The organism is Mycobacterium sp. 2-64, assembly GCF_035918375.1.
Taxonomy (GTDB): domain Bacteria; phylum Actinomycetota; class Actinomycetes; order Mycobacteriales; family Mycobacteriaceae; genus Mycobacterium; species Mycobacterium intracellulare.
In genome coordinates this window covers 4622759-4649074 of the sequence record NZ_CP142361.1, presented here as the reverse complement: position 1 = coordinate 4649074, position 26316 = coordinate 4622759, and the positions used below count along the sequence as shown (strand labels likewise).

General features: G+C 67.2%; 30 protein-coding genes. 13 read left to right on the top strand and 17 right to left on the bottom strand.

Annotated features, from left to right (window positions below):
- Positions 1-14 precede the first annotated feature (14 nt).
- From QGN31_RS21590 to QGN31_RS21560, 7 genes are read right to left on the bottom strand one after another with little or no spacing between them, the layout of a single operon-like run.
- Complete coding sequence (locus QGN31_RS21590; protein ID WP_014383845.1) at positions 15-848, bottom strand: acyl-CoA dehydrogenase family protein; 834 nt, start codon at positions 846-848, stop codon at positions 15-17.
- Positions 845-1942: an acyl-CoA dehydrogenase family protein gene (locus QGN31_RS21585; RefSeq protein ID WP_014941302.1), complete on the bottom strand. Its 1098-nt coding sequence runs from the start codon at positions 1940-1942 to the stop codon at positions 845-847. The genes QGN31_RS21590 and QGN31_RS21585 overlap by 4 nt, the downstream gene beginning before the upstream one ends.
- Before the next feature lie 23 nt (positions 1943-1965).
- Positions 1966-2436, bottom strand: a complete 471-nt coding sequence (locus QGN31_RS21580; protein ID WP_014383847.1) for a nuclear transport factor 2 family protein — start codon at positions 2434-2436, stop codon at positions 1966-1968.
- Positions 2414-3634 (bottom strand): metal-dependent hydrolase family protein, encoded by a 1221-nt coding sequence (locus tag QGN31_RS21575; protein WP_014383848.1) that lies wholly within the window; start codon positions 3632-3634, stop codon positions 2414-2416. Before QGN31_RS21575 ends, QGN31_RS21580 begins: the two co-directional genes overlap by 23 nt.
- Before the next feature lie 3 nt (positions 3635-3637).
- Entirely contained in the window at positions 3638-3961 is a 324-nt protein-coding gene (locus QGN31_RS21570) for a hypothetical protein (RefSeq protein ID WP_009952176.1), read from the bottom strand.
- Positions 3945-5222, bottom strand: a complete 1278-nt coding sequence (locus QGN31_RS21565) for an aromatic ring-hydroxylating oxygenase subunit alpha (protein ID WP_009952175.1) — start codon at positions 5220-5222, stop codon at positions 3945-3947. The genes QGN31_RS21570 and QGN31_RS21565 overlap by 17 nt, the downstream gene beginning before the upstream one ends.
- Before the next feature lie 14 nt (positions 5223-5236).
- Positions 5237-5770 carry a carboxymuconolactone decarboxylase family protein gene (locus QGN31_RS21560; protein ID WP_009952174.1) on the bottom strand — a complete coding sequence of 178 codons (534 nt, stop codon included), beginning with the start codon at positions 5768-5770 and terminating at the stop codon, positions 5237-5239.
- A 397-nt stretch (positions 5771-6167) separates the two neighbouring features.
- On the opposite strand from QGN31_RS21560, the gene QGN31_RS21555 reads away from it, so the two are divergent.
- The 9 genes from QGN31_RS21555 (at position 6168) to QGN31_RS21515 (ending at position 13961) form a co-directional block, all read left to right on the top strand.
- Positions 6168-7466: an amidohydrolase family protein gene (locus QGN31_RS21555; RefSeq protein ID WP_008253666.1), complete on the top strand. Its 1299-nt coding sequence runs from the start codon at positions 6168-6170 to the stop codon at positions 7464-7466.
- A 96-nt stretch (positions 7467-7562) separates the two neighbouring features.
- Positions 7563-8729 (top strand): acyl-CoA dehydrogenase family protein, encoded by a 1167-nt coding sequence (locus QGN31_RS21550; RefSeq protein ID WP_008253669.1) that lies wholly within the window; start codon positions 7563-7565, stop codon positions 8727-8729.
- Positions 8730-8788: 59 nt separating this feature from the next.
- Positions 8789-9622, top strand: a complete 834-nt coding sequence (locus tag QGN31_RS21545; RefSeq protein ID WP_008253671.1) for an enoyl-CoA hydratase/isomerase family protein — start codon at positions 8789-8791, stop codon at positions 9620-9622.
- A gap of 4 nt (positions 9623-9626) precedes the next feature.
- Positions 9627-10781 carry a thiolase family protein gene (locus QGN31_RS21540; protein ID WP_014941303.1) on the top strand — a complete coding sequence of 385 codons (1155 nt, stop codon included), beginning with the start codon at positions 9627-9629 and terminating at the stop codon, positions 10779-10781.
- A 123-nt stretch (positions 10782-10904) separates the two neighbouring features.
- Positions 10905-11519 (top strand): TetR/AcrR family transcriptional regulator, encoded by a 615-nt coding sequence (locus QGN31_RS21535; RefSeq protein WP_008253677.1) that lies wholly within the window; start codon positions 10905-10907, stop codon positions 11517-11519.
- Positions 11516-12034: a hypothetical protein gene (locus tag QGN31_RS21530; RefSeq protein WP_008253678.1), complete on the top strand. Its 519-nt coding sequence runs from the start codon at positions 11516-11518 to the stop codon at positions 12032-12034. Before QGN31_RS21535 ends, QGN31_RS21530 begins: the two co-directional genes overlap by 4 nt.
- 152 nt (positions 12035-12186) lie before the next feature.
- Complete coding sequence (locus tag QGN31_RS21525; RefSeq protein ID WP_014379176.1) at positions 12187-13461, top strand: cytochrome P450; 1275 nt, start codon at positions 12187-12189, stop codon at positions 13459-13461.
- The gene (locus tag QGN31_RS21520) at positions 13458-13646 is read left to right on the top strand and encodes a ferredoxin (protein WP_008253680.1); all 189 of its coding nucleotides are present in this window, start codon (positions 13458-13460) and stop codon (positions 13644-13646) included. The genes QGN31_RS21525 and QGN31_RS21520 overlap by 4 nt, the downstream gene beginning before the upstream one ends.
- Before the next feature lie 81 nt (positions 13647-13727).
- Positions 13728-13961 carry a DUF1330 domain-containing protein gene (locus tag QGN31_RS21515; protein ID WP_230487555.1) on the top strand — a complete coding sequence of 78 codons (234 nt, stop codon included), beginning with the start codon at positions 13728-13730 and terminating at the stop codon, positions 13959-13961.
- 3 nt (positions 13962-13964) lie between these two features.
- Here the strand turns inward: QGN31_RS21515 and QGN31_RS21510 are convergent, their stop codons facing one another.
- The 7 genes from QGN31_RS21510 to QGN31_RS21480 all read right to left on the bottom strand — a co-directional run bounded on the left by QGN31_RS21510 (position 13965) and on the right by QGN31_RS21480 (position 20216).
- A complete protein-coding gene (locus tag QGN31_RS21510) occupies positions 13965-14165 on the bottom strand; it encodes a ferredoxin (protein WP_007777398.1) in 201 nt (66 codons plus the stop codon).
- 12 nt (positions 14166-14177) lie between these two features.
- On the bottom strand, positions 14178-15383 hold the full coding sequence (locus QGN31_RS21505; protein WP_009952165.1) for a cytochrome P450: 1206 nt from the start codon (positions 15381-15383) through the stop codon (positions 14178-14180).
- A gap of 112 nt (positions 15384-15495) precedes the next feature.
- On the bottom strand, positions 15496-16254 hold the full coding sequence (locus QGN31_RS21500) for an NAD(P)-dependent oxidoreductase (protein WP_014941304.1): 759 nt from the start codon (positions 16252-16254) through the stop codon (positions 15496-15498).
- 38 nt (positions 16255-16292) lie between these two features.
- The gene (locus QGN31_RS21495) at positions 16293-17108 is read right to left on the bottom strand and encodes an NAD(P)-dependent oxidoreductase (protein WP_009952161.1); all 816 of its coding nucleotides are present in this window, start codon (positions 17106-17108) and stop codon (positions 16293-16295) included.
- The gene (locus QGN31_RS21490; RefSeq protein ID WP_014383852.1) at positions 17108-18070 is read right to left on the bottom strand and encodes an alpha/beta hydrolase; all 963 of its coding nucleotides are present in this window, start codon (positions 18068-18070) and stop codon (positions 17108-17110) included. The genes QGN31_RS21495 and QGN31_RS21490 overlap by 1 nt, the downstream gene beginning before the upstream one ends.
- A gap of 52 nt (positions 18071-18122) precedes the next feature.
- The gene (locus QGN31_RS21485) at positions 18123-19778 is read right to left on the bottom strand and encodes a thiolase C-terminal domain-containing protein (RefSeq protein ID WP_043954453.1); all 1656 of its coding nucleotides are present in this window, start codon (positions 19776-19778) and stop codon (positions 18123-18125) included.
- 114 nt (positions 19779-19892) lie between these two features.
- On the bottom strand, positions 19893-20216 hold the full coding sequence (locus QGN31_RS21480; RefSeq protein WP_014383854.1) for a hypothetical protein: 324 nt from the start codon (positions 20214-20216) through the stop codon (positions 19893-19895).
- A 106-nt stretch (positions 20217-20322) separates the two neighbouring features.
- Between QGN31_RS21480 and QGN31_RS21475 the strand changes: the two genes are divergently transcribed.
- The 3 genes from QGN31_RS21475 to QGN31_RS21465 are packed head-to-tail and all read left to right on the top strand — an operon-like array spanning position 20323 to position 22979.
- Positions 20323-21246, top strand: a complete 924-nt coding sequence (locus QGN31_RS21475; protein WP_014383855.1) for an NAD-dependent epimerase/dehydratase family protein — start codon at positions 20323-20325, stop codon at positions 21244-21246.
- Positions 21247-21257: 11 nt separating this feature from the next.
- A complete protein-coding gene (locus QGN31_RS21470; RefSeq protein ID WP_014383856.1) occupies positions 21258-22001 on the top strand; it encodes a hypothetical protein in 744 nt (247 codons plus the stop codon).
- A 21-nt stretch (positions 22002-22022) separates the two neighbouring features.
- Complete coding sequence (locus QGN31_RS21465; protein WP_009952155.1) at positions 22023-22979, top strand: LLM class F420-dependent oxidoreductase; 957 nt, start codon at positions 22023-22025, stop codon at positions 22977-22979.
- Here QGN31_RS21465 and QGN31_RS21460 read toward each other — a convergent pair whose 3' ends face one another.
- Genes QGN31_RS21460 through QGN31_RS21450 form a run of 3 tightly spaced genes read right to left on the bottom strand, consistent with a single transcriptional unit; the run spans position 22980 to position 25781 of the window.
- Positions 22980-24155 (bottom strand): acyl-CoA dehydrogenase family protein, encoded by a 1176-nt coding sequence (locus QGN31_RS21460; RefSeq protein ID WP_014941306.1) that lies wholly within the window; start codon positions 24153-24155, stop codon positions 22980-22982.
- 28 nt (positions 24156-24183) lie between these two features.
- Entirely contained in the window at positions 24184-24480 is a 297-nt protein-coding gene (locus QGN31_RS21455; protein ID WP_008253702.1) for a ferredoxin, read from the bottom strand.
- Positions 24477-25781 (bottom strand): NADH-ubiquinone oxidoreductase-F iron-sulfur binding region domain-containing protein, encoded by a 1305-nt coding sequence (locus QGN31_RS21450; protein WP_014383858.1) that lies wholly within the window; start codon positions 25779-25781, stop codon positions 24477-24479. The genes QGN31_RS21455 and QGN31_RS21450 overlap by 4 nt, the downstream gene beginning before the upstream one ends.
- 36 nt (positions 25782-25817) lie before the next feature.
- Here QGN31_RS21450 and QGN31_RS21445 point away from each other — a divergent pair, with 36 nt between their 5' ends.
- Positions 25818-26291, top strand: a complete 474-nt coding sequence (locus QGN31_RS21445) for a hypothetical protein (RefSeq protein WP_009952151.1) — start codon at positions 25818-25820, stop codon at positions 26289-26291.
- The last annotated feature ends 25 nt before the right edge of the window (positions 26292-26316 follow it).

The window sequence follows — 26316 nt, the reverse complement described above, 5'->3', positions numbered from 1 at the left end:
CGCGGGCCGATCCGTCACAGCTGGGCAAGCCGTGGGGCGGAACCCGTTGTCACCAAAGCTCTTCCGGCCTCGCGGGTGAGTTCTCGCGCGCTTCCCAGCAGTCCGTCGAGAATGAGCGAACGCTTGATGTGGTGGTGCAGCGGGTGTTCGGCCGTGAATCCGACACCGCCGAGCACCTGCTGGCAGTGCCGCGCGGCGGTCAGCGCCGCCTGGCCGGCCGCGGCTTTGGCCAGCAGTGCGGCCAGCCCCTCGTCGTCGCACTCGGTGGCCGCCTGCAGCGTCGCCTCGGCGCCCTCGATGGCCACCAGCGTCTCGGCCAGACGGTGTCGGATCGCCTGGAAGGAGCTGATGTGGCGACCGAACTGAACGCGGTCCAGGGCATGTTGACGGGCCAGCGAGAGCATGGCGCGGCTGGTGCCGACCAGCCACCAGCCAAGGGCGCGCCATCCCGCGTGCAGCGCGGCCGACGGCAATGGATCGCCTTGCGGCACAGGGTGTATGGGAAGCAGCTCGTCGATCGCAGCGTCGGACTCGTCGCGACGCTCCCACAGCACCCAGGACCCGCCGGCGAACGGCAGCGGAAGCGCGCCCCCGGGCGCATCACCGGCCGCGCACAGCAGCACATCGTTGAGCACGGGCGCGTGCGAGCCGGTCTCGCCGAGCAGCCTGAAGACCAACGGTATTGCGGCGTCGGGCATTTCCTCGAGCATGTCGCGCCAGCCGAGGTCGGTCAGTGCGGCGTCGAGCTTGGCTCCGGAGGCGGCGCCCATCGTCGTCCGCAGCGAGTCGGCCAGCAGCCGCAGCGATTCGGGGTCTGACTCGGTGTCCGGCGAAGGCGTCACGGTCACTCCTTCCCGAGGTCGAGCAATCGGCGGGCGATGATATTGCGCTGGATCTCGGCGGTACCGCCATAGATCGTCGCCGCGCGCGAGTACAGGTACTCCGAACGCCACGGTGTGTCTTCGAGTTCGAGCTTCCCCGGCAACAGGTCATGGACGGTGTCGTAGAGCCGCTGCTCGGCGGCGGCCAACAACACCTTGTCGATGGAGGTGTCCGGGCCCAGGCGGGCCCCGTCGCGCATCCGGTGCTGGGTGGCGCGCGAACGGCAGCGCAGGGTGTGCAGCGCCAGATAGGCTCCGCCCAGCGCGGATTCGTCGGGCTCACCGATCTCGGATGCCTCGGCGATCAGGTCGTCGAACCGGGAGTAGAGGTAGGCGATTCGCTGCCAGAAGCACGAGGAACGCTCATAGGGCAGCAGGTCCATGGCGAGCCGCCAGCCGTCCCCGGGCCGGCCGAGCATCCTGCTCGCCGGAATCACCACGTCGTCGTAGTACACCTCGCAGAATTCGTCGACGCCGTGCATCGTGCGCAGTGGCCGGATGGTGATGCCGGGGGTGTCGAGGTCGACGAAGAAGGCGGCGATGCCGTCGTGGCCGGGCGCGGTGCGGGTGAGCAGGACGCACCGCGTCGAAAACTGCGCGAAGCTGGTCCACACCTTTTGTCCGTTGACGATCCAGTTGTCGCCCTGCTGGGTTGCGCGAGTGGTCAGCGACGCGAGGTCACTGCCGGATCCCGGTTCGGAAAAGCCCTGACACCATTGCTCTTCGCCGCTCAGCAGCCGCGGCACCATCTCCGCGGCGAGCTCCGGGGGCGCGTAGTCGATCATGGTGGGTGCCAGCACCTCGAGCATCGAGTACGGGCCGGGTTCGGCCAGCCGACGGCCCACCACTTCTTCGCCGACGACCGCCCGCAGCACCGCCGGACCGCCCAATCCGCCGACTTTCTCCGGCCAGCCGTAGCGCATCCAATCGGCGTCGTAGAGCGCGCGACTGACCCGGGCGAACTGCTGCATATGGCCCTGCAGCGAGTGGTCGGGCCCGGGTGTCAGATCGTTGTCGTCGAGCCACGCGCGCAGGTCCGCCCGGAACTGCTCGACATTCACCGCACTGTCGATTGGTTGGCTCCTTAGGTCGTTGCCTGGGACGCCGAGTCACCGGCGGGACGCCCGATGGCGTGCGGGCGCCCGGAATCGTGCACACCGCTGCGGCGGATGAACGTCATCGCGCGGGTCTTGAGGCGCCATCCGTCGGCGGTTCGCACATAGGTGTCGCGATAGTAGCCGATCCGCATGTCGTGACTGGAGTGGTCGATGAAGCACAGCGGTTGGGTCCCGCTGGCCGCGTCACCGTCGAGATCGACCACCGCAGTCCCGGTGAGGAACAAGCCCTTTGGGGCCGCCGCCACCAGCTCCGGGAATCGACTCAGGCTGTAGGTTTCGCCGAACGCGCTATAGGTTCCGTCCGGGGTGAAGACAGCGACGAGACCGTCGATGTCTTGCTGGGTGATGGTCACCGCATAGCGGCCGAGCAGTTGCTGGATCTCGACGAGGTCGTCGGTTTTGGTTGGGCCGCCTTCAGGCTGACCGGGGGTCGACATAGACCTTGCCACCTTTCATCACGAAGCTGACGTTTTGGGTAACGGTGATGTCCTCCAACGGATTTCCCGGCACCGCGATGATATCGGCGAGCTGGCCCGTCGCGAGGCGCCCCCGGTCGGTCTTGTTGATAAGCTCGGCCGCGGTGGTGGTGGCCGCGCGCAGCACCGCCAAAGGCGGCAAACCCCACTCCACCAGCGTGACGAGTTCGTCGGCGTTCTTGCCGTGCGGTATCGCCGGCGCGTCGGTGCCGACCGCGATCTTCACGCCGGCCTCATAGGCGGCCCTGACCGACGTCTTCGCCTTCGGGAACATCTCGGCGGCCTTGTCCTGCAACTCCTTCGGCGCGCGGGACACGTCCATCGCCTCGGCGAGCCTGCGGGTGGTCACCAGGAACCGGTCGTTGTCGACCAGCATCTGGATGGCCTCGTCGTCCATGAGGAAGCCGTGTTCGATGCAGTCGATACCGCACGCGACCGCGTGCTTGACCGCTTCCGCCCCGTGCGTGTGCGCGGCGACGCGCAGCCCGCGCCGGTGCGCCTCGTCGACGATCGCGCACAGTTCCTCGTCCGAATAGTGTTGTGCGCCGGCCTCGCCGGTCAACGACATCACGCCGCCCGAAACGCACACCTTGATCAATGCGGCGCCGTGTTTGATCTGGTATCGCACCGCCTTGCGGATCTCGTCGATGCCGTTGGCGATGCCCTCTTCGACCGTGAGCTCGAGTGCGCCCGGCATGAACGCGGCGAACATCGTCGGGTCCAGGTGCCCGCCGGTGGGCGTGATCGCGTGACCGGCCGGGACGATTCGGGGCCCCTCGATCCAGCCCGCGTCAATCGCCCTGCCCAGCGCGACATCCAGCAGGTATCCGCCGGTCTTGACGAACAGGCCGAGGTTGCGCACGGTGGTGAACCCGGCGCGCAGCGTGCGTCGGGCGTTGCCGACCGCGCGCAGCACCCGCGTCGGTGGGTCGTCCTGCACTTGGGACAGCCCGGGCGTCTCGCCGCGCCCGCCCATCAAGAGGTTGACCTCCATGTCCATCAACCCGGGCAGCAGTATCTGGTCGCCGAGATCGATGAGCTCGCCTTCCGGCTCGCCCCCCACACCGACGATCCGGCCACCCTCGATCCGCACGATGCCGGGCCGAAGGATCTCGCCGCTGTCAACGTCGAGAAGCCCGGCGGCCTTGAGGGTCAGCACGAGTCAGATCACCGGTTCCCGAAGCACTTCAACCCACGCCGCGCCGCTGTCCGGGACGCGCGGCTGCTTCCACGCCTCGATCGGGAACGACACCATCACCAACGATTGCATCATGTGCATCAGGGTCTTTGCGTCATCCGGCAGGTCGTCCAGCGGAAACTTGTCGCAGTACGCGATCACGTCGTTCAGCAACGGGAACGCGACGTCGTAGAACTCCTGCATCTCAGCCATCGTCGAGGCGAGCCGTTTGGCGTAGCGCTCGGGCTCGGTGGCCAGGTCCCAATCCAAATAGGGCTCGAGGGCGGCGAATTCAGACGGTAGCGCCATTGCGCTGGTACTCCTTCACGTAGTCATTGGTCGTCTTGTGCAGATGACGGATCAAGACTTCCTGGTCGCACAACAGGAACTCCTTGACGGCCCGGGTGCCGATCATGGTCTGGGTCGCTTCCAGGGTGTTGGCGTCCTGCAGCGCATACTCCTTGAACGTCACGGCCGCCAACTCCTGGGCGAGGCGTTCCCGCGCGTTGCGCGGCGGGACGAAATACAGGGTGGACTCGAAGATGTGCTTGTCCACCGCGGTCGGCCAGTAGTGGTAGGTCAGGTACCAGCCGGGCTCCCAGATCAGCAGCATGAAGTTCGGGTAGAAGAGCCACGAGTCGATGCCCCACTGCGGCACCCGCTTGACGTTGACACCCGCAGGCAGCTCGAGCTTTTCGATGATCTCCGGCTTGTCCCATGGACCGAACAACCCGCTGCGCAACACCTGGTCCATCGGCTTGACCATGGACATGTCCTCCGGCGGTGCCTGACCACCCCACGTCGACTGCAGGTTGTGCGGGCCGGCCAATTCGTAGTGCAGCGCCTCGTAGCCGAACTTCTGGATCTTGGCGGCTTCTTCCTTGGTGTACTGACCCTGGTGCAGGATCGGCGCGTGGTAGAACTCGACGAACGCGTCGATGAACAGCTTCCAGTTGCTGCCGACTTCGGCCCGGTACGAGTAGGTCTCGGTCATCTCGCCGAAGGGGTAGCCCTCGATGCTCTTGGCCAGCGGCCCGAGGTAGTCGGTGAGCGGCGCCGCGTTGTCATCGAAGTTGATGAAGATGAAACCTTCCCACACCTCGCAGCGGACGGGCGCCAGCCCGTAGTCGCCCTTGTCGACGTTGAAGAACTCTTCTTCCTGCTGGATGAAGGTCAGGTCACCGTCGAGGTTGTAACGCCAGGCGTGGTACTTGCAGGTGAACTGCCGGCAGGTGCCGGACGTCTCCTCGTTCGGAAAGTCGTTCCACACCAGTTTGTTTCCGCGGTGGCGGCAGACGTTGTGGTAGGCCTTGACCGACCCGTCCTTGGTCTTGACGATGATCACCGACGTCCCCTTGCCGGCCGACGGCAGTTCCCTGGTGAAGTAGCTGCCGGTGCGGGGGAGCCGGTTGACCCTTCCGACGTTGAGCCACATTCGCCGGAAGACCGCGTCGCGCTCGGCTTCGAAGAATGCGGGATCGATCGAGTCGGTGTAGTCGACCGGTTCGGTGCCCAGATCGGGGTAGTTTTCTGTCCAGCTGCCGGCGGCTGGCTTGGGGAAGTGCGGCAACGTTCTTACTCCTCTTATTCGACGTTGTTAGCGGCTGTGGTGGCGTGTTCGGGCTGGACGCCAAAAGTGTTGAAGGCCATGGCCAGCAGCGCATAGCAGCCGACCGTGAAGACAAAGTCCATGCGTTGCTGGTCGTTGAGGCGCTCGCCCAACGTCGCCCACGTGTGGTCGGACAATTCCGATTTCTCGTCGAGCTCGTCGACCCCGATGATGACCGCTTGGTCGAACGCGTCGAGTCCCTCCCCACGCTGCACCGCCGCGATCTGGTCCTCGGTGACCCCTTCTTCCTTGGCCATGCGTACGTGGTGGGACCACTCGTAGGCGGACTGTCGGCGATGGGCCACCCGCAGGATGGCCAGTTCGCGGATGCGAGGCGGCAGCGTGGACGACGTCAGCAGGTGGACATTGAAGCGAAGGAACGCCTTGGCCAGGGCCGGGTGGTGGGCCAGCGTCGACAGCGCGTTGTTGGTGTCCGCTTCACGCATGGCCGAGAGTGCCTGCTGGGTAGCCTCGTCCCACTGATCGGCGGGGAGCGGCCGCAAGCGCATTAGCAGTGTCCTCTCGGTGAAAGAGAATCATATTCTCATTTGCAACTAACAGACTGGCACGAAACGTGCGCCCGGTCAATGCCGGCGTGTCGCCCGAGTACAGGTGCGGTCATCGCCTGGTCTACGCGGTGGTCGGGATGGCCGCCGTACCGAACAACGGGCGGCGCGGCCCGCCGCGGCGTCAGGCCGGGTCCTACCTCATGGCATCGCCGGTCGGCGGCGGGAAATTCCTCCCTTTCCTTCGGTCGCTGGTCAGGCGGGTGCGGGCCGGCTCAGCAACCGATGGATGTTGATTCTCGCCTGGCGAGAAGATAGTTTTCATTTTAGTGATCTTGGCACGGGACAGCGATTTGCCGAGTCCGTGATCGATTCGGTGGAACCGACGGAAGGGACGGCCATGAACAAAGAGGACATGATCCTGATCAGCGTCGACGACCACACGGTCGAGCCGCCCGACATGTTCAAGAACCATCTGTCGAAGAAGTACCAGGACGATGCGCCCCGGCTGGTGCACAACGCCGACGGCTCGGACATGTGGAAGTTCCGCGACACCGTGATCCCCAACGTGGCCCTCAACGCGGTGGCCGGCCGGCCGAAGGAGGAGTACGGCATCGAGCCGACCGGGCTCGACGAGATCCGGCCGGGTTGTTACAACGTGGACGAGCGCGTCAAGGACATGAACGCCGGCGGCATCCTGGCCTCGATCTGCTTCCCGTCGTTCCCCGGCTTTGCCGGGCGCCTGTTCGCCACCGACGACAACGACTTCTCGATCGCGCTGGTGCAGGCCTACAACGACTGGCACATCGACGAGTGGTGCGGCGCCTACCCGGCGCGGTTCATCCCGATGGCGATACCGGTCATCTGGGACGCCGAGGCGTGCGCCGCCGAGGTGCGCCGGGTGTCCAAGAAGGGTGTGCACGCGCTGACCTTCACCGAGAACCCCGCCGCGATGGGCTATCCCAGCTTCCATGACGAATACTGGAACCCCCTGTGGAAAGCCTTGGTGGACACGGACACCGTGATGAACGTGCACATCGGTTCCTCAGGGCGGCTGGCCATCACCGCGCCGGACGCGCCGATGGACGTGATGATCACGCTGCAGCCGATGAACATCGTGCAGGCCGCCGCCGACCTGCTGTGGTCCAGGCCGATCAAGGAATACCCGGACCTCAAGATCGCGCTGTCCGAGGGCGGAACGGGCTGGATTCCCTACTTCCTGGAGCGCGCGGACCGCACCTTCGAGATGCACTCCGCCTGGACGCACCAGGACTTCAAGGGCAAGCTGCCCAGCGAGGTGTTCCGCGACCACTTCCTGACCTGCTTCATCAGCGACAAGGTCGGCGTGGCGCTGCGCAACATGATCGGCATCGACAACATCTGCTGGGAGGCCGACTACCCGCACAGCGACTCGATGTGGCCGGGTGCGCCCGAAGAGCTGTGGGATGTCTTGTCCCTCAACAACGTTCCCGACGACGAGATCAACAAGATGACCTACGAGAACGCCATGCGCTGGTACTCGTTCGACCCGTTCACCCACATTTCGCGGGAGCAGGCGACCGTCGGTGCGTTGCGCAAAGCCGCCGAGGGGCACGACGTGTCAATCAAGGCCCAGGGCCACGATAAGGACAGCCGAGGCGGCTCGTCCTTCGCGGATTTCGCGGCCAACGCCAAAGCCCTTTCCGGCAACAAGGACTGACCTGGCGAGCGGACGCAGAATCGCACTGTTCGGGCGGAATTCGTGCGATTCTGCGTCTTCTCGCGCTGAGGACGAGGAGTGCCACCAGTGGGTGGAATGAACTTTGAATTGACCGAGGACCAGGAACTGATCCGTCGGTCGGTCGCGGAGTTGGCGCGCAAGTTCGACGACCAGTACTGGATGGAAAAGGACCAGGCGCACGAATTCCCGACCGAGTTCTACCGCGCCATCGCCGATGGCGGCTGGCTGGGAATGACCATCCCCACCGAATACGGCGGCCACGGCCTCGGGATCACCGAAGCGACCATCCTGCTCGAGGAAGTCGCCAAGTCCGGCGGCGCCATGAACGCCGCCAGCTCGATCCACCTGTCCATCTTCGGCATGCAGCCCGTGGTGGTGCACGGCTCCGATGACCTCAAGGCCCGGACGCTGCCCGCGGTCGCGACCGGAGAGGTACACGTGTGCTTCGGCGTGACCGAACCCGGTGCGGGGCTTGATACTTCCCGCATCACCACGTTCGCCAAGCGCGATGGCGATCGCTATATCGTCAACGGTCGCAAGGTGTGGATCTCCAAAGCGATGGAATCCGACAAGATCCTGTTGCTGACCCGGACCCAAAGCTATGACGAGGTCACCAAGAAGACCGACGGGATGACGCTGTTCCTCACCGACCTCGACCGGAGCCGGGTCGACATCCGTCCGATCCGCAAGATGGGCCGCAACGCCGTCAGCTCCAACGAGCTGTTCATCGACAACCTCGAGGTGCCGGTCGAGGACCGGGTGGGTGAGGAGGGCAAGGGATTTCAGTACATCCTCGATGGCTTGAACCCGGAGCGGATGCTGATCGCCGCCGAGGCCCTCGGTATCGGCCGGGTGGCGCTCGAGAAGGCGGTGAAATACGGCAACGAGCGCGAGGTCTTCGGCCGGCCGATCGGGATGAACCAGGGCCTGCAGTTCCCGCTCGCCGATTCCCTGGCCCGGCTCGATGCCGCCGAGCTGATGCTGCGCAAGGCCACCTGGCTGTACGACAACGGCAAACCCTGTGGGCGCGAGGCCAATACGGCCAAGTACCTGTGCGCCGATGCCGGCTTCACCGCCGCGGACCGCGCGCTGCAAACCCACGGCGGCATGGGTTACGCCGAGGAGTACCACATCACCCGCTACTTCCGTGAGGCCCGGCTGATGAAGATCGCGCCGGTCAGCCAGGAGATGATCCTGAATTTCCTGGGAGCCAACGTTTTGAAGCTGCCGAGGAGCTACTGATGCCGGTCGGCTGCCGCCGGTTGACGGCGGCGTGGTGATGTGACGCGCGTTCGACACCGATGACCACGAACGACGAACCGTTGTTGCTGTCGCAAGACCGCGACGGCGTGCGCACACTCACCCTCAACCGGCCACGGCGCAAGAACGCGATCAACCCGCAATTGTGGGTCGCCCTGCGCGACGCGCTCGACGCCGCCGGTCACGATCCTGGCGTGCGCACGCTCGTGCTCACCGGTTCCGGGGGCAGCTTCTGCTCGGGGGCCGACATCTCGGTGCCCGATGACATCCATCCGAAATACAAGTTGCAGCGCCTGACCGACGTGGCGCTGGCGTTGCACGAGCTATCGATTCCGACGATCGCCAAGGTGACCGGTGTGGCCGTCGGGGCCGGTTGGAATCTCGCGCTGGGCTGCGACCTGGTGGTCGCGACCCCGGAATCGACGTTCTGTCAGATCTTTTCGAAGCGTGGTCTGTCGATCGACCTCGGTGGCTCCTGGCTGCTGCCCAAAATCGTTGGCCTGCAACAGGCGAAGCGCCTCGCATTGCTCGCGGACACGATCGATGCCGAGGAGGCGTGCGCGCTGAACCTGGTGACCTGGGTGGTGTCGGCCGCGGAGATCGACGCCTTCGTCACGGATCTCGCCGATCGGCTGGCCGCCGGCCCCCCGATCGCGCTCGCCCACACCAAGGCGCTGCTGAACGAGGGCGCCGACCGCACCTTGCGCGACGCGCTGGCCAGCGAGGCCCGCGCGCAGGGAGTCAACTTCGCCACCGCGGACACCGCGGCGGCCTATGCCGCTTTCGCGCAGCGGCGGGAGCCGTCGTTTACTGGTCGATGGGCCCTAACAAAATCCGGGGTGGAACCGGATTCGGGCGAGAAACAATCGGAGTAGAGATATGCGTGAAACAGTCATCGTCGAGGCCGTGCGCACCCCGGTCGGGAAGCGTAACGGCGCACTTGCGGGCATGCACGCCGCCGACCTGTCCGCGATCGTCCTCAACGAACTCGCCGAACGCACCGGCATCGGGCCCGAGATCATCGACGACGTGGTGTGGGGCTGTGTCTCCCAGGTGGGCGACCAGTCCAGCAACATCGGCCGCTACGCGGTGCTGGCCGCCGGCTGGCCGGAAAGCATCCCCGGGACCACCGTCAACCGCGCCTGCGGCTCCAGCCAGCAGGCGCTGGACTTCGCCGTGCAGGCGGTGATGTCGGGCCAGCAGGATGTCGTGGTGGCCGGCGGTGTCGAGGTCATGAGCCGCGTCCCCCTCGGCTCGGCGCGCGCCTCGGGCATGCCTTATGGCCCGAAAGTGCTTGCCCGCTATGACGATTTCTCCTTCAACCAAGGCCTCTCGGCGGAGATGATCGCCAAAAAGTGGGGCTTCTCCCGCACCCGCCTCGACGAGTACAGCGCCGAGTCCCACGAGCGGGCGGCCGCGGCCCAGGACGGCGGCGCGTTCACCGACCAGATCGTGCCGGTGTTCGTCGACGGCGCCGAGAACAACGTCGTGGCCGCCGACGAGGGGGTGCGGCGCGGAAGCAGCGCGGAGAAGCTCGCCGCGCTCAAGCCGGCCTTCACCGAGGACGGCGTGATCCATGCCGGCAATTCCTCGCAGATCTCCGACGGTGCGGCCGCGTTGCTGGTGACCACCGCCGAGATGGCCGTCGAACTGGGTCTGACCCCGATTGTGCGGTACGTGGCGGGCGCGGTCACCGGGGCGGACCCGGTGCTCATGCTCACCGGCCCCATTCCCGCGACCGAGAAGGTGCTGAGCAAGGCCGGCGTCGCGCTGTCCGACGTCGGTGTGTTCGAGGTCAACGAGGCGTTCGCGCCGGTCCCGCTGGCGTGGCTGGCGGAAACCGGGGCGGACCCAGCCCGGATGAATCCGCTGGGCGGCGCGATCGCGCTGGGGCACCCGCTGGGCGCTTCGGGAGCCGTGCTGATGACCCGCATGACGCATCACATGCGCGACAACGGGATTCGGTACGGGCTGCAGACCATGTGCGAGGGCGGCGGGACCGCCAACGCGACGCTGGTCGAGCTCGTCGGCTAGCGGCGACCCGGCTCACGAAAAAGACACCCCGGTGACCCTTGTCACAGCGGTCCAACTAACCTACTGTGTGTTCACTAGGTTGGTTCAGCCGCCAATCGCACCCGTTTGCTCCAGGGAGTCCAGTTGGCCGTCGCACGGCGCTACGACACGCTTCTCGCCAAGGGGGAGGACCGCAAACAGCGGATCCTCGACGTCGCCCAACGCCTCCTGACCCGTAACGGCTGGCGCAGCACGACGCTCGCGCAGATCGCCGGCGAGGCCGGGGTGACCCCCGCGGGCCTGCTGCATCACTTCGAATCGAAGGAGCAGCTGCTGCACGCCGTGCTCGATGCGCGCGACCTCGACGACGACACCCACGCCGACCGAACCGGCGACCTGTTCGACCAGATCACCCAGGTCGCCGACCGGTTCCACCGCGCCCCCGAGCTGGTGGGCACCTTCACGGTGCTCCTGGTGGAGAACATCCTCCCCGAGGCGCCGCTGCACGACCGGATGCTGGCCCGGCACCGCGCCGCGACCGACATCGTCGCCGATCTCATCCGTCGCGGTCAGGCCGATGGCCGGTACCGCGACGACATCGACCCCGCCGTCAAGGCAGTGGAAATCCTCGCCTTCGTCCACGGAATGGAAACCACATGGTTGCTCGATCCTTCGATACCGCTCCCCGAGGTGTTCAAGCAGTACGCCGAGACACTGGCGCGGGACTTCGCGCCCACGAAGAAACCCGCGACGCCATGAGATACCGGCTCGACGTCGTCGCCGCCACCGTCATCGACGTGGTGCGCTTCGCCGGCGGCTGGATCTTCGACCGGTCGATGGCGGGATGGGACGTCACCGTGCTGGTCGCGGACCACCCCGACGTCCGGCCCTTGCAGATCGTCGGCGCCCGGGTGCTCGACCTCGAGGACGCCCTGACGTCGGTGCAGTCGCGTCCCCGACCGCAGGCCCTGGCCGCCGCGGCCGACCTGTTCGGCTGCGATCCGCGGGTGCGTCAGGGCGTGCTGCAGGCCCTCGATCACGGCGTCACCGAGGTCACGCTGTGGGGGGAGAACTGGCCGTCCGAACTCGACGAAAGCGTCGGACTGGTGCAACACCAGCTGAGCATGGCCGCCCAGACGTTCAAGGCGCAGGCCCTGGCGGCCGCGTCGAATGCCGCGGGTGCCCCGCAGCTTCCCGTGGGGCACGTCGAGACCTTTCGGAGCGGTCTTTTGGCGTGGCCGTCGGTCGCCGCCGATCTGGTGCCCGCCAGCTGATTCGGCGTGCCGGGGCCCGCACGACGGCTCGACGTGCCGCCCGTCTCGGCGCGCGGACGGGACCCCGCGTTGACGACCACCGCGCCCTATGGAAATGTAATGCTCATCTGCGAGAGGCACGTTCTCACTAGCCGAGATTCAAGGAGCAGGAGATGACGAAGGAATTCTCCGAGTTGGACTTCTTCCGCGGCAGCGAGCTCATCGCGGACCCGTACCCCTACTACGAGGCGCTGCGCCAGCGGTGCCCCGTCACGCGGGAAAGCCATCACGACGTCACGATGATCACCGGCTGGGACGAGGCGTGCGCGGTGCTCAACGACGCCGAGACGTGGTCGTCGTGCATCTCCGTGACCGGGCCGTTCCCCGGCTTTCCGGTGCCGCTCGAGGGCGACGACGTCACCGAGCTCATCGAGCGGCACCGCGACGAACTGCCCTTCAGCGACCAGCTGCCCACGCTCGACCCGCCGACCCACACCAACCACCGCTCCCTGCTGATGCGGCTGATCACCCCCAAGCGCCTCAAGGAGAACGAGGACGCGATGTGGGCGCTGGCCGACCAGGCGCTCGACGAGTTCCTGGCGCCCGGTCACGGCGAATGGATCAAGGGCTTCGCCGGCCCCTTCACGCTGTTGGTGATCGCCGACCTGCTGGGCGTGCCCATGGAAGACCGCGACAAATTCGTCAAGGGCATCCGCGAGCACTCGGGTGGCGGCGTCGGCGGCACCGGCAAGGAATCGCTAGCCCACAGCCCGCTGGAATTCCTCTACGGCCTGTTCTCCGACTACGTGCGGGACCGTCGCCGCGAGCCCCGCGACGACGTGCTGACCGGCCTGGCGACCGCCACCTTCCCCGACGGCTCGATCCCCGAGGTCGAGGACGTGGCGCGCGTGGCGGCCAACGTCTTCTCGGCGGGCCAGGAGACCACCGTGCGGCTGCTCGGTGCCGCGCTGCAGACGCTGGGGGAGCGGCCCGACGTCCAGGCGCAGTTGCGCAAGGACCGCAGCCTGATCCCCAACTTCATCGAAGAGTCCCTGCGCCACGAGAGCCCGGTCAAGGGCGACTTCCGGATGAACCGGGTGCCGGCCAATGTCGGTGGGGTCGACCTGCCCGCGGGTAGCACCGTGATGATCGTGCAGGCGGCCGCCAACCGCGACCCGCGTCGCTTCGAGGACCCCGCCACGTTCGACCCGGCCCGCAAGAACGCCCGACAGCACATCTCCTTCGGCCGCGGAATTCACAGCTGCCCGGGCGCGCCGCTGGCGCGGGCCGAAACGCGGGTGGCGCTCGAGCGGCTGCTCGACCGCACGACCGACATCAGGATCAACGAGGACAAGCACGGCCCGGCGAATAACCGTCGCTACCAATATGTTCCGACGTATATCCTGCGCGGTCTGACCGAACTGCACCTGGAGTTCACGCTCGCATGAAGGTCTGGGTGGACGATCAGCGGTGCCGCGGTCATGGGATGTGCTTGACGCTGTGTCCCGACGTGTTCAGCCTGACCGACGACGGCTACGCCGAAGCGATAGATTCCGACGTCCCAACGGAATTGGAGGCCGACGCCCGGGAAGCCATCCAGTGTTGTCCCGAGCAGGCGATCAGCGAGAAGTAACTAATCCACAGGCAGGCAAGGAGATTCGGCGTGGCAAAAGGTTATGTCATCCTGACCGAGGCGATCAAGGATCCGGAGGGCATGAAGGCGTACGCCCAGGCGGCCGGATCGGCGATGAGCGGGGCCACCATTCTCGCGGTGGACACCGCGCCCAAAGTCATTGAGGGTGACTGGCACGGCGACCAGACCGTCGTCCTGGAATTCGAATCGGTGGATGCCGCCCGGGCCTGGTACGAATCCGAGGGCTACCAAAAGGCAGCGAAGCTGCGCCAGCAGGCCGCCGACTGCAACGCGGTCATCCTCTCCGGATTCTGATCGCTACTCACCGACGATGGAGATTGCCTGCCGAGGGCATTGACGGACGGCCTCGCGCACGTCCGCCTCGTTCTCCGGGGTGACTTCCTCTTGGTGGACGGTCAGCATGTCGTCGTCGCCGAGCTCGAAGATGTCCGGGTTGATGCCCATGCAGACACCGTTGCTCTCGCAGAGTCCCCAGTCGACTTCGATCTTCTTCGTCATCGTGGCCCCCTTTTAACGAAGCACCTTGACGGGCACGTTCTTCCAGCCCGCCACGTTTTGCATGGTCACCCGTTTGCACCCGGCCAAGTCGACCTCGTAGCGCGGCATGAAGTCGAGCAGCCGCTCCAGCGCGATCCTGCTCTCCAGGCGGGCCAACGCGGCGCCCAGGCAACTGTGGATGCCGTACCCGAGTCCGAGGTGCTGCGCCTCGGTGTGATCGCGCTCGATGTCGAACGTGTCGGCGTTGGTGAAGGCATCCGGGTCGCGGTTGGCCGCGGCTCCGCACAGGAACACGGGTTTGCCCGCCGGAATGACGCCGCCGCTGACGTGGGCCTCTTTGAGGGTGTAGCGGACGTTGTATTGCACCGGCCCCTCGTAGCGCAGGAGTTCTTCGACCGCCCCGGGGATCTTGTCGCGGTCCTCCTGCAGCTTCTGCCACTGGTCGGGGTGATTGGCGAAGATCACCGCGGCGTTGCCCATCAGTTTGGTGACGGTCTCCGCGCCCGCGCCGCCCAGTAGGGTTGCGAACCCGCAGATCTCGATGTCGTCGAGCTTGCGCAGCTGCCCGCCTTCGCCGGGAATCTCGGCGGCGATCAGCCGGCTGATCATGTCGTCCTGCGGCTCCTGGCGCCGTTCCTGGACCAGGCTGAAGTAGTACATCGCCGTGTCGATGTTGGCCTGCACGCCGGCCTCGCTGACCTCGATCTGGCCCGGCTCGTGGTGCAGGCTGGTGTCGATCCAGTGCCGGACCTGCTGGCGGTATTCCTCGGGCACACCGGCCATCCGGGTGATGACCTCCACCGGGAACGGCCCGGAGAAGTCCTGCACGACGTCGAAGTTGTCGGGGTCGACCGCGCCCAGATACTTGTCGATCACCTCGATGATCGTCTCGCGCTGCGATTGGATCGCCCGGGGGGTGAACGCCTTGTTGAGCAGGCTGCGCATGTGGCGGTGCTCTGGTGGGTCCATGAAGATGATCGACTTCTGCTCGGGGGCAATGCCCCGCCGCACCATCGCCAGGTCGCAGCCGCGTGCCGACGAGTACGTCTCGAAGTCTTTGAACGCGGCCGCCACGTCTTCATGGCGGGTCAACGCGTAGAAGTCCTCTTTTTCGTCGTAATACAGGGGCGCGTCCTCGCGCATCCGCCGGTAGATGTCGTACGGGTTGTTGAAGTAGTCCTCGGAGTATGGATCGAAGACGACTTTCGCTTTTGTCACTGAATCCTCCTGCGCGGCGAGGTCGGGCTGAAACCTTTACAGCGGAGTCCCCGACTGTAACGCTAACGGTAATACCTTCGTGACGAACCGGAAAGACCAAAACGCTGGCATCTCAAACCATCTTCGCGGTGTCGATCGCCGTGATGACGTCATCCAGCGCGCCCAGGTCGCTGCCCAGTTCCGCCGCGACATCGCGCACCACGGCCACGTCCTTGCCGACGAAGTCGCCGGTTACCTCGATGAACTCCGCGACGGACCCGCCCGCCGCGACGAGGTCCAGCACGCGACTGGTCGCGCTGCCATGGCCCAGGGCGCTCAGCAACGTCGATTCGGGCACGCCGAGGCGTTCGCCCAGCCGGATGGCCTCCGCGAGCAGCCCGATCTGTGCGGCGAAGAGGGCGTTGTTGACCAGCTTCACCTTCTGGCCGGCGCCGGCGGGCCCGACGTGCAGGACCGGATCGCCGTAGCAACCCAGCAGCGGTCGTACCCGGTCCACCGCTGGCTCGGCCCCGCCCACGAACAGCGTGAGCCGGCCGGTCGCGATGTCGTGCGGGCCACCGCTGACCGCGGCGTCGACGACGTCGACGTGATCGGCGCGCGCGGCGATGGCCTCGATGGTGTTGGGGCTGACGGTGGTGTGCACCACCAGCGTCGATCCCGACGGCATGGCCGGTAGCAATCCGCCGTCCAGGCACACGCGGCGCACCTGTTCGTCGGTGAACACGCAGAGCACCACCACGTCGGCGTGCGCGCCGACGTCGGCGGCCTCCGCGACGACGCGCGCGCCCAGTTGCTCGAGCTCGCGGCGCTTTTCGGCGGTGCGGCCCAGGGCGTGGACGTCGTGACCGGCCGCGACCAGACGACCGACCATGGGGCCACCCATCCGCCCCGCGCCGACGAATCCGACCCTCAACGGGGGTGCTCCATCAGCGTCAGTGCCGCATCGGCCGCCGCGAGCACGGCGCCGCCGTCGGCCCCGGCCTGGTCGGCAAGGTCGACGACCAGCCGGACGTCCTTCTGCAGCAGCCCCCCGGCGACACCGGCCAGCCGATCCAGCCCGCCGATGCCGCCAAGAGCATTGAGCGCAAAGCTGTTTCCACTGCTGCGGGAGACGACCTCGGTGAGACGCTCCGGGGTGACACCCAGCGCGTCCGCCAGCGACAAGGCCGTCGCCGCCGTGGCGAGGTTGGCGGTGAACAGCAAGTTGTTGAGCAGCTTGGTGGTCTGCCCCGAACCCAGCTCGCCGAGATGAACCACCGGATCGGCATAGGTTTCGAAGACCGGGCGGCAGCGCTCGACGGCCTCGGTGTCACCGCCGGCCATCACCAGCAGGCGGCCTTCCGCCGCCGCTCCGCCGCCCCCGCTCACCGGCGCATCGACGATCGAAACACCGACCGCCCCAGCCCGCTTCGCCAGTTCTCGGCACGTCTCGGGGTGCACCGTGCTGTGCACCGCGATGATGCCGCCCGGCTTCATCGCCGAGAGCAATCCGCCTTCGCCGCCGGTGAGTTCGTCGATGTCGGCGTCGCCGACGACACAGAGGCAGACCAGGTCACTGGCCGCGGCGAGTTCGGCCGGCGAACCGGCGATCTGGGCCGGGGTGTCGGCGAACGCCTCGAGCGTCGCGGGCCGGCGCGCCCACAGCGTGGTGGCGTAGCCGCCCTCGGCGATGCGCCGCGCCATGGGCCCGCCCTGACTGCCCAACCCGATGAACCCGACGCGCATCAACCGGCCTCCAAATCGGCTTCGTCATCGGCCGACCGTGACACCTCAGTCACGTTCGGGCCCGACGGTGACTGTGCTGTCACGTTCGGCGAGTCGGACGAATCCGACCGGGCCCTCACGCATTCGTCCGCGAACGCCAGAACCGTGGCGTGGTAAGCGGGCGCCGTGTGCCCGAGGCTGATGTTGTGTCCCGCATCGGGTTGCCGATGAACGCTGAACCGCGGTGTCGTGGAGAACAGCTCCGCAATCTCGTCCATCGCCGAAGTGTCGTTCTGCCACACCTTTTCGTGCTCGGCGATGCTGAACCGCACCGGCACGCGTATGGCGGGGGCGAGCGCCGGGAAATCCTGGCGCGCCCAGTTCGACACCATCTGGTCCTCGTAGGACGGGGCGCTCGGGGAGACCGTCGCGCCGTTGAGAACCTCGGGCGGATAAAGGCTTTCGGGCTGCCACAACAGGTCACGCAGTCCCGCGGGACGACGTTCGCGCGTCGCCGTCTTCAGGATGTCGCGGGCCGCGGGGTGATAGTGCCGGCCGGTCCCGGCCAATTCGATCCCGAGCAGATCCGCGCCGCGCCCGTCGGCCGCCATCCGCATGACGAGTTCGCAGCCGCCCGAATGGCCCATCAGAAACAGCCCGGCGCCGCGCGGCTTCTGCGCGAGGATGCGATCCACCGCCCCGTACGCGAGGTCGACTCGTTGCTCGGGCCGCGCCATCGCCTCCGGATAGGGGGCCGAGCTGCCATAGCCGGGCCGGTCGAGCGCGACGACGGTGAATCCCGCTGCGGCGCCGCTGCGTAACAGTGAGGACGACGGGTGGCCGGGGCAATCGAAGTAGACGGCGGTGGTGCCGCCGCCGTGGATGGCCACGATCACGGCCTTCGGGTCGGCGGCTTCGGCGACAATGGCCGACATCGGCACCCCGTCGACGATGACGAGTCGAGGGCGGGGCTGGGCACTCATGCGCCGCTCCTCCTCATCGCTTCGCTCTGCATCGTCGCCGGCGCGGCGGGACTCACCGGTCCGCTCGCAGCAGGATCACGCCGCTGGGAGTGAGGCCGCCGCTGCTGACGACGCCGACGCGGGCATCCGCGACCTGCCGGTCACCGGCCTCGCCGCGCAGCTGGGCGACGGCCTCATGCAGCAGACCCATGCCGTGGGTGCGGCCGTGCGAAAGCTGGCCGCCGTGCGTGTTGAGCGGAAGCTGGCCGTCGCGGGCAATGTTCTTGCCGCCGTCCAGGAATTCCCTGGCCTCACCGATCCCGCAGAATCCGAGCGCCTCGATCCAGGACAGGCAGTTCATGGTGAACCCGTCATACAGCTCGGCCACGTCCACGTCGGCGGGACGCAGCGAGGTCCGCGTCCAGACGTGCGCCGCCTGGCCCAATACCTGCGGTTCGTGCGTGAGAGTGCTTTGGTCCCAGTCGATTCGCTCGACGATCTGGGTTCCCACGGCCTCCACGAGCACGGGCGGCTTGGCCAGGTCGCGGGCGGCGTCGGCGGCGGAGACGATGACGGCGATCGCGCCGTCGCACGGCACGTCGCAGTCGTAGAGGCCGAAGGGAGTAGTGATCGGCCGCGCGTCGAGGTAGTCCTCCATCGTGATCGGGGAGCGGTAGATCGCGGTCGGGTTGAGTTCGGCGTTGGCTCGCTGGTTCAACGCGATCCAGCCCAGCGTCTCCTTGGTGGTGCCGTAACGCTGAAAATGCCGCTGCGCGTTCATCGCCAGGGTGTGTGCCGCAGAGGTCGCGCCGAATGGCATCTGCCAGCCCGACATTCGGCCCATGGACGGGGCGATCTTGCCCTGCTTCATCAGCTCACCGTGGGTGGCTTCCCACAGCGTCCGGAAGCACAGCACGTGACGCGCCAACCCGCACGCGACGGCGAGCATCGCGGCGATCACCGAGCCACCCGGGCCGAACGTCTCCATGGCGCCGTTGTGCCATGTCGGCCGGATGCCCAACGCGGCCTCCAGGGCGGTGACGCCGCCCTCCCCGAAGCCGCCGACGTTGATCGCGCCGGGGTAGGTGGACAGGCCGTCGATGTCGGCGAACGTCAGGCCGGCGTCGGCGATCGCCGCCTCACAGGCCTGCACGGTCAGCGCCAGCGGCGGCTGCATCAGCCGACGCCCGATGGGCGACATGCCGATTCCGGTGAGCGCGACCTTGTCTTCGAACTTCTCCGTGGTGAGCATGGGCCGGACGTATTCGCCGAAGCGCTCGGGCGCGATCTCGTCGACCGGCAGCCGGCCGGGCTCGGCGCCGGAGACGGGCCGGAACAGCGGAAACCACACGTCCTCGGCCTGCTCGAACACGACCTCGACCTGTTGGCCGAGTTCGAGCTCGTCGGGATCGCATTCCACAATGTTGGTGGTCAGCCGAACCCGGGGGTCTTCATCGATCGCGACCTGGGCGATCACGTACGGCGCCGGCAAGCCGGGCAGGCTGAACCGGCGGTTGATGGTGAATCCCGCGAGGGTCGCCCTGCCCGAGACGGCCCGGACCCCGACATCCAATGAGCGGCAGTACCGGCATACCGGCGCGGGCGGGTGGATCAGCGATTCGCAGCTCTTGCATTCCTGCAGCCGTAGCTTTCCGTCGGCACCCGAGGTCCAGAAGAACTCGTTCTCGGGCGTGACCAGGGGCAATGGTCGGCCGGGTGCTGCTGACACGTCACCTCCGGTGCGTCGCACGACCAATTCGGTAGGGCCGTTATACGAATCGGAGAATCACGTTATCACTTGCGCGCAGGCACGATCTAGACCGCACGTATCGCACCGGTGCCGTCAGTACGGGACCCAGGTGCCGGTGAAATAGGTACCCCATTGGTGAAAGCCGGCATTCCACATCGGTTCGTTCGGTGACCACCATGGCCGCGGCGGAGGCGGCGGTGGCACGTCCTGCGCCGCAAACTCCGGCGCGTAGTCCGGCGGAGCGGTGTACCAGTCCGGCAGTGGCGGCGGCGGTTTGCACTCTTCGGTCGTCCGATTCCACGACATGTTGCGATCGCACTCCGCGGAGGCGATCGCCGGAGTCGCGATCACCCCGACCGCCATCGCCGCGACGGCGAGCGCGATGCCGGTGGTCAAACGACGAACAAACCACTGCATGGTGGGCCTCCTGTTGGGGCCTTTCCGACGTTGGCGGGTTTCAGCTTATTGCGTCGGGCGCTATGCTCCAAGCGCGATATCAAGTACTTAACATTCGGAGGCCTGGTTGCTCGTAGCGGAGAAGATCCTGATCACCGGGGCGACGGGCAAGATCGCGTTTCCCATCGCGCGCGCCCTGGTGGCAGCGGGAAACGAGGTGTGGGGCGCCGCGCGCCTGAAAGATGCGACGGCGCGGGGAAAACTCGTCGAGGCCGGCATCAAACCCGTCGCGCTGGACGTCGGCGCCGGCGAGTTCTCCGGTCTCCCCGAGGATTTCAGCTACGTCTTTCACGCGGCAGTCGACCCCGGCGCGGACGACTGGGGCCGCTGCGTCGAAACCAATGCGCAGATGTCGGGCGAATTGCTGTATCACTGCCGCGCCGCCAAGGGATTCGTGTTGTGCTCGACCGGCTCGATTTACGCGTACCAGGGACAGCGCCCATTGACCGAGGCCGACCCGCCTGGGGTGCCGCTGCGCGCCAACTACAGCTTCTCCAAGGTTGCGGCAGAGGCGGTCTGCACGTGGATCGCCAGGCATTTTCGCATTCCGCTGACCATCATCCGGATCTGTTCGACGTACGGGCCGCAGGGCGGTGCGCCCGCCGACCGCCTCGATGCGATGCTGGCGGGCAAGCCCATTCGACTGCATCCCGACAAGCCGAACAACTACAACCCGATCTATGAGGACGACTACGTGGAACTCGGCATCCGCGCCATGGAAGTGGCCGCGACGCCGCCGGTCGTGGTGAACTGGGCCGGCAGTGAAACGGTCAGCGTCGAGGATTACTGCACGTTCATGGGTGAGCTGATCGGTGTCGAGCCCACCTTCGAATACACGCCCGACGCGCACACGCCGCTGTGGCCGGACGTCACCCACATGCACGAGGTGCTCGGCCGCACGAAGGTGCCGTGGCGCGAGGGCTTCCGCCGCATGATTGCAGCCCGTCATCCCGAAATAGCGCTGCCCCAGCACGATTCGACGCGAGGGTGAGGACGAACGCGATGCATCTACCCGGCACACCCTCGGACGAGGTCCCCGAGGTCCTCGCCACCGGCGACGGCGGGATCACCACCCTGTTCGTGTCCATGGCCACGCGCCACCCCGAGGGCAAGGACGCCGAATACCTGCGCTGGCACACCCTCGACCACCGCCCCGAACAACACCGGCTGGCCGCGGTGCGCGCCTCGTTGCGCCTGGTGTCCACGCCGGCCTGCCGCACCGCACGCGCGCTCACCGAGGGGCCGTTGAACGCGGTCGACCACGTGATGACCTACTTCTTCACCGACGTCGCCGGACTGCACGATTTCAACGAATTGTCCACCGCGCTCGGCAACGCCGGCCGCAAGCTTGCCTTGCTGCCACCCGTGGAGCGCGGCGTGTACGACGTGCAGCACAAGGCGGCGGCGCCCGGGATCAAGGCCGGGTCGGACGTCCTGCCATGGTTGCCCGCGCGGGGCGTGTACCTGTTGGTCGAACGCGGGTCGGCATCGCCGGACCCGCTGCTCGAAGTCGACGGTGTGACCGGTGTCTGGTCCGCACTATCGCGCCGGGTCGACGCCAAACTGGCCAGCGCTCAGGGCAATCAGTCGATCACGTACTGCTTCCTGGCTGACGACCCGGTCGACACCGCGGAGCGGATGCGACCGGTGCTGACCGACCGCTGGGCCGATCACCGCGTCGAACCCTTGTTCGCCGCACCGTTTTTCGCGGTGGTGCCCTATGAATGGGATCGATATGTCCCGTAGACGGCGAGAGTCGAGGGTCGCGTGCGCATCGGCTTGATGGTTGGCTCCGACAAGGAGCGCGCGCGGGCGGACCGGCTGGCCGGGCTGATCGACGACGGGACGGGCGCCGAAAGCGCCGGCTTCGCCGCGTTCTGGATTCCCCAGGTTCCCGGCTACCTCGACGCGATGACCGCCGTGACGCTCATCGGGCAGGCGACCGATCGCATCGAGATCGGGACCGCGGTCGTGCCGATCCAGACGCGCCACCCGATGATCATGGCGCAGCAAGCCTTGACGACGCAGATCGCGTGCGGCGGGCGGTTCACGCTCGGCATCGGTCCGTCGCATCATTGGATCGTCAACGGTCAACTGGGGCTGGCCTACGACCGCCCGGCGCGCCTGATGGGCGACTACCTCGACGTGCTGAACGCGTCCTTCGCGGGACCGGGCAGCGTCGACGTCGACAACGAAAGCTATTGCGTCCATTCGCCGGTGGATGTCACGGACGCCTACGGCGTGCCCATCTTGTTGTCGGCGCTGGGACCGGCGATGCTGCGGCTCGCGGGCGAGCGGGCCGGCGGCACCATCTTGTGGATGGCCGACGAGCGCGCGATCGCGGACCACGTCGTCCCGCGCATCACCTCGGCGGCGACCGGGGCCGGGCGGCAGGCGCCACGAATCGTCGCCGGTGTTCCTGTCGCCCTGTGCTCGGCCAACGAGGTCGGCGATGCCCGCGCCTACGCCAGCGAGGTGCTCGGACACGCGGATTTCTCGCCGAACTACGTGCGGCTGCTGGAACACGGCGACGCCGAGGACGTCGGCGACACCATGGCGGCCGGCGATGAACGGGCCATCCTCGCCCGGTTGTCCCGCTACCGTGACGCGGGCGTGACCGACCTGGCGGCGCGAATTGTGCCGCTGGGCAAGGATGTTGGCGAGCGGGCCGACTCGCGGCGCCGGACCCAGGACTTCCTGTCGTCGCTGTGTCCGGAGTTGTGATCAGCGCGCCGGCAGGCCGAGGACCCGCTGGGCGATGATGTTGCGCTGAATCTCCGACGTGCCACCGGCGATGGTGCCCGCGTAGCTGCTGATGTAGCGGGCGAACCAGCCGGCGGTGAAAAGGTCGGGGGCGTAAGGGTTGTACGGGGCCGTCAGCCCCTTGGCGCGCAACCCGTCGGCGCCGGCCGCGTCCAGCGCGTGCCGCAGCGCGCTCTGCTCGGCCTCCGAACCGAAGACCTTCAGCACCGACAAGGCGGCGACGTCGACGTCGCCGCGGGCCGCGCGCCCCAGCGCCGCCGAACCGAGCAGCCGCAGCGCGTAGTAGTCCATCACAATGGTGGCGTAGTGGTCTGCGTTCAACTCGTCGGCCGGCCGGTAGTCCTCGAGCAGTTGCTCGAGCCGGTTCGCGAACGCCATCCACATCAGGGTGCGTTCGTGGCCGAGCGACCCGTTGGCCACCCGCCATCCGCCGTTGAGCGGGCCGACCAGGTTGTCCGCGGGCACCCGGACGTCGTTGAAGAACACCTCGTTGAAGTCCAGCTCGTCGGGGTCATAGACCGAGGCGAAGGGGCGGCGCTGAACCCCGGGGGTTTCGGTGGGGATGAGCAGGGCGCTGATCCCCTTGTGCCGCGGCGCATCTGGGTCGGTGCGAACGAAGGTCAGGATGACGTCGGCGTCATGGGCGCCCGACGTCCATACCTTCTGCCCGTTGACCACGAAGTGATCGCCCACCAACTCGGCCTTCGTCCGCAACCCGGCCAGGTCGGAGCCGGCGCCGGGTTCACTCATTCCCAGTGAGGCGGTCTTGTCGGCCCGCAGAATCGGGACGGCCCAGCGCTGCTTTTGCTCCTCGGTCCCGAAGGACAGCAGCGACGCGGCGATAATGCCGACGCCTTGGGGGTTGAAGCAGTGATAGATCCGGCGCCGCGAGAGTTCTTCGCGGTGCACGAACTGCTGCAGGATGTTGGCGTTGCGGCCGCCGAATTCGGGTGGGTTTCCGGGCAGCAGCCACCCGTGGTCGAACTGGAGCCGCTGCCAGCGGCGCGACCACTCGGGCACATGCGAGGTCGACGAGGGGCGCTCCGCGGCCTGGGCCTCCACCGGCAGATGTTCGTCGAGAAAGGCGACGAATTCCGCGCGGAAGGTTTCAACGTCGGCGTCAAAGGTGAGTTGCATGGTCGCTAAAATTCAGGCCCGCAGAAGTTCAACGGGTGAATCCCCATTCGGCTTCGTTCTCTTCGGTTTTGAGGTTTTCCGCCGGATCCTCCGCATCGGCGAGTGGCGGCTGGGGGGCGCGAGCGGTGCGCTGACCGATTTCGGTGATCGCGTGCACGGGGCAGTCCAGCAGCGCCCGCATGACCGCATCGCGGTCCGCTTCGGCGACCGTGCCATCGCCGATCAGGGATGCATACCCCCAGTCGTCCAGCGAGAAGTATCCTGGCGCGTGTTTGGCGCAGATGCCGAAGCCGTCGCAAATGGTGCGGTCCAGACGGATTTTCATGCGTGCCTCACAGCTTCCGCCTCGTAGGGGCGCTCGGCGTGGAACGCGCCGCGGGCGCAGTCCGGGCACGCGCCATCGACGTGCGCGCCGACTTCGTCCGGGAACTGATCGAGCAGGCTGGCGGCCACGTTGGTGGCGGCATCCAGGGTCGCGCAGGCCCCGCGCCCGCGCAGCACCACCGACCAGCGTCGCAGCCGCTCGACGTCCTCTGGGGTTGCGGCGCCGTCACGTAGGGCACCGGCCGCCGCGGCCATCGCCGCCGTCCCGTTGAAGCACGAGCCGCACTGTCCGGCGTTCTCGCGGTCGAAATAGGCCAGCACCGACGCCGCCACGGCGACGGGGCAGTCGTCCGTGATGACCGAGATCGCGCCGCAGCCCAGCCCGCTGCCGACCCGTCGCATCGTCTCGTGGTCCAGCGTCGTCTCCAGCACAGAGCGGTTGAGCAGGCCGGCGAAGTAGCCGCCCATCAATGCGCCGCGCACTTGGTCGGCCGGAACGCCGTGCAGGGCAAGCAATTCGGTGAACGGCAGGCCGTGGGGAAGCTCGTAGAGGACCGGCGGTCGCCCGGCCCCGGTGATGGTGGCCAGGAAGGTACCCGGCGACAGCGGCGTGCCCTGCGCGCGGAACGCCGCCGAGCCATGCCGCTGCAGGTAAGGCAGGTTGGCCAAGGTCTCGACGTTGCTCACCAAGGTCGGCCGGTCGTCGACGCCCGCCTCGAATGGGCGGGGCGGCTTGTCCGTTGGCTTGGCCGGGCCGCCGTTGATCGCGCGGACGGCCGCGGTCTCCTCGCCGGCCACGTAGCCGGCCGGCACGGCCAGCATGGTGATCGGCACGCCGAGCGTGTCGGGGCCCAGTTCGCCCAGCGCGGTCTCGACGCTGTGCGCCGACTCCGCGTCCGACACATAGAGGTAGGCGCGGTCGGCGGCAACAATCGTTGCGGCCAACCGCAGCCCGTCCAAGACCAGGTGCGGACGGTTGCGCAGCAGCCAGCGGTCCTTGATCGACGCCGGTTCTCCCTCTTCGCCGTTCGCGACCACGACGGGGCCCCCGGTGTCCACCATCAGGCGCCCGTTCTCGCGCACCGTCCGCAGTTTCACCGCAAGCGGGAACGCCGCGCCGCCCCGGCCCACCAGTCCGCCGGCCTCCACCTCGCCCAGCAACGCATCGGTGTCGGTCAGCGGGTGATAGCCGCCGGCCTGCCGATAGGCGGCCAGGTCTTCCCGGCCGCCCTGCTCGGACAGCAGCCGCGGCGAGCACCCGGCGGGGACGGCGGTGGTGGTTGCGGACTGGGTGGTGTTCAAAGCTGGCCTGCCATCGTCTTAGTTAGGCTTGCACACATGCGAACTGCCGTGGTGCGTGTCAACGTCGACCCGGAAAGCGGGCTCACACCCGCACAACTACGTGTCGGCATGGCAGCTCTCCACGAGCTCGCGACCGCGGTGGGCGCCGACGTGGTCAAAAACGACCTCGCCACGATGCCGGTGCGCCGCCGCGAGGTCGAATTGCTCATCGCGGCCGAAGACAGCGCCGCCGCGCAGAACACCGCAATCAATGTGTGCGCCAAAGCTTTCGGCACGACCCCGCGCCCGGGCGTGATCACCTTCGTCAGCCGGGGGACCAACGACGACGCACACGGGGTGCTGTCCGCCTTCGGGCTGACCGGTGACATCGAGCGAACCCCGGGCGACGACGGCTTCGACATCGTGCACGTGACGCTTCGGGAGAAAGACCTCGAACGGATTCCGGAAAGCCGTGTGCACACGGCGCTGGAGGCGTCGCTCAATTGCGAGGTCCACATTCGCACCCGGTAGGAACCACAAAAGACGACGTAGGGAC

Coding starts and splice junctions, on each gene's coding strand:
- QGN31_RS21580 (WP_014383847.1), bottom strand. CDS start 2,436: ATGTCGACCCCCGGTCAGCCTGAAGGCGGCCCAACCAAAACCGACGAC.
- QGN31_RS21570 (WP_009952176.1), bottom strand. CDS start 3,961: ATGGCGCTACCGTCTGAATTCGCCGCCCTCGAGCCCTATTTGGATTGG.
- QGN31_RS21560 (WP_009952174.1), bottom strand. CDS start 5,770: ATGCGCTTGCGGCCGCTCCCCGCCGATCAGTGGGACGAGGCTACCCAG.
- QGN31_RS21555 (WP_008253666.1), top strand. CDS start 6,168: ATGAACAAAGAGGACATGATCCTGATCAGCGTCGACGACCACACGGTC.
- QGN31_RS21550 (WP_008253669.1), top strand. CDS start 7,563: ATGAACTTTGAATTGACCGAGGACCAGGAACTGATCCGTCGGTCGGTC.
- QGN31_RS21545 (WP_008253671.1), top strand. CDS start 8,789: ATGACCACGAACGACGAACCGTTGTTGCTGTCGCAAGACCGCGACGGC.
- QGN31_RS21540 (WP_014941303.1), top strand. CDS start 9,627: ATGCGTGAAACAGTCATCGTCGAGGCCGTGCGCACCCCGGTCGGGAAG.
- QGN31_RS21530 (WP_008253678.1), top strand. CDS start 11,516: ATGAGATACCGGCTCGACGTCGTCGCCGCCACCGTCATCGACGTGGTG.
- QGN31_RS21525 (WP_014379176.1), top strand. CDS start 12,187: ATGACGAAGGAATTCTCCGAGTTGGACTTCTTCCGCGGCAGCGAGCTC.
- QGN31_RS21520 (WP_008253680.1), top strand. CDS start 13,458: ATGAAGGTCTGGGTGGACGATCAGCGGTGCCGCGGTCATGGGATGTGC.
- QGN31_RS21515 (WP_230487555.1), top strand. CDS start 13,728: ATGAAGGCGTACGCCCAGGCGGCCGGATCGGCGATGAGCGGGGCCACC.
- QGN31_RS21510 (WP_007777398.1), bottom strand. CDS start 14,165: ATGACGAAGAAGATCGAAGTCGACTGGGGACTCTGCGAGAGCAACGGT.
- QGN31_RS21500 (WP_014941304.1), bottom strand. CDS start 16,254: ATGGTCGGTCGTCTGGTCGCGGCCGGTCACGACGTCCACGCCCTGGGC.
- QGN31_RS21495 (WP_009952161.1), bottom strand. CDS start 17,108: ATGCGCGTCGGGTTCATCGGGTTGGGCAGTCAGGGCGGGCCCATGGCG.
- QGN31_RS21490 (WP_014383852.1), bottom strand. CDS start 18,070: ATGAGTGCCCAGCCCCGCCCTCGACTCGTCATCGTCGACGGGGTGCCG.
- QGN31_RS21480 (WP_014383854.1), bottom strand. CDS start 20,216: ATGCAGTGGTTTGTTCGTCGTTTGACCACCGGCATCGCGCTCGCCGTC.
- QGN31_RS21470 (WP_014383856.1), top strand. CDS start 21,258: ATGCATCTACCCGGCACACCCTCGGACGAGGTCCCCGAGGTCCTCGCC.
- QGN31_RS21460 (WP_014941306.1), bottom strand. CDS start 24,155: ATGCAACTCACCTTTGACGCCGACGTTGAAACCTTCCGCGCGGAATTC.
- QGN31_RS21455 (WP_008253702.1), bottom strand. CDS start 24,480: ATGAAAATCCGTCTGGACCGCACCATTTGCGACGGCTTCGGCATCTGC.
- QGN31_RS21445 (WP_009952151.1), top strand. CDS start 25,818: ATGCGAACTGCCGTGGTGCGTGTCAACGTCGACCCGGAAAGCGGGCTC.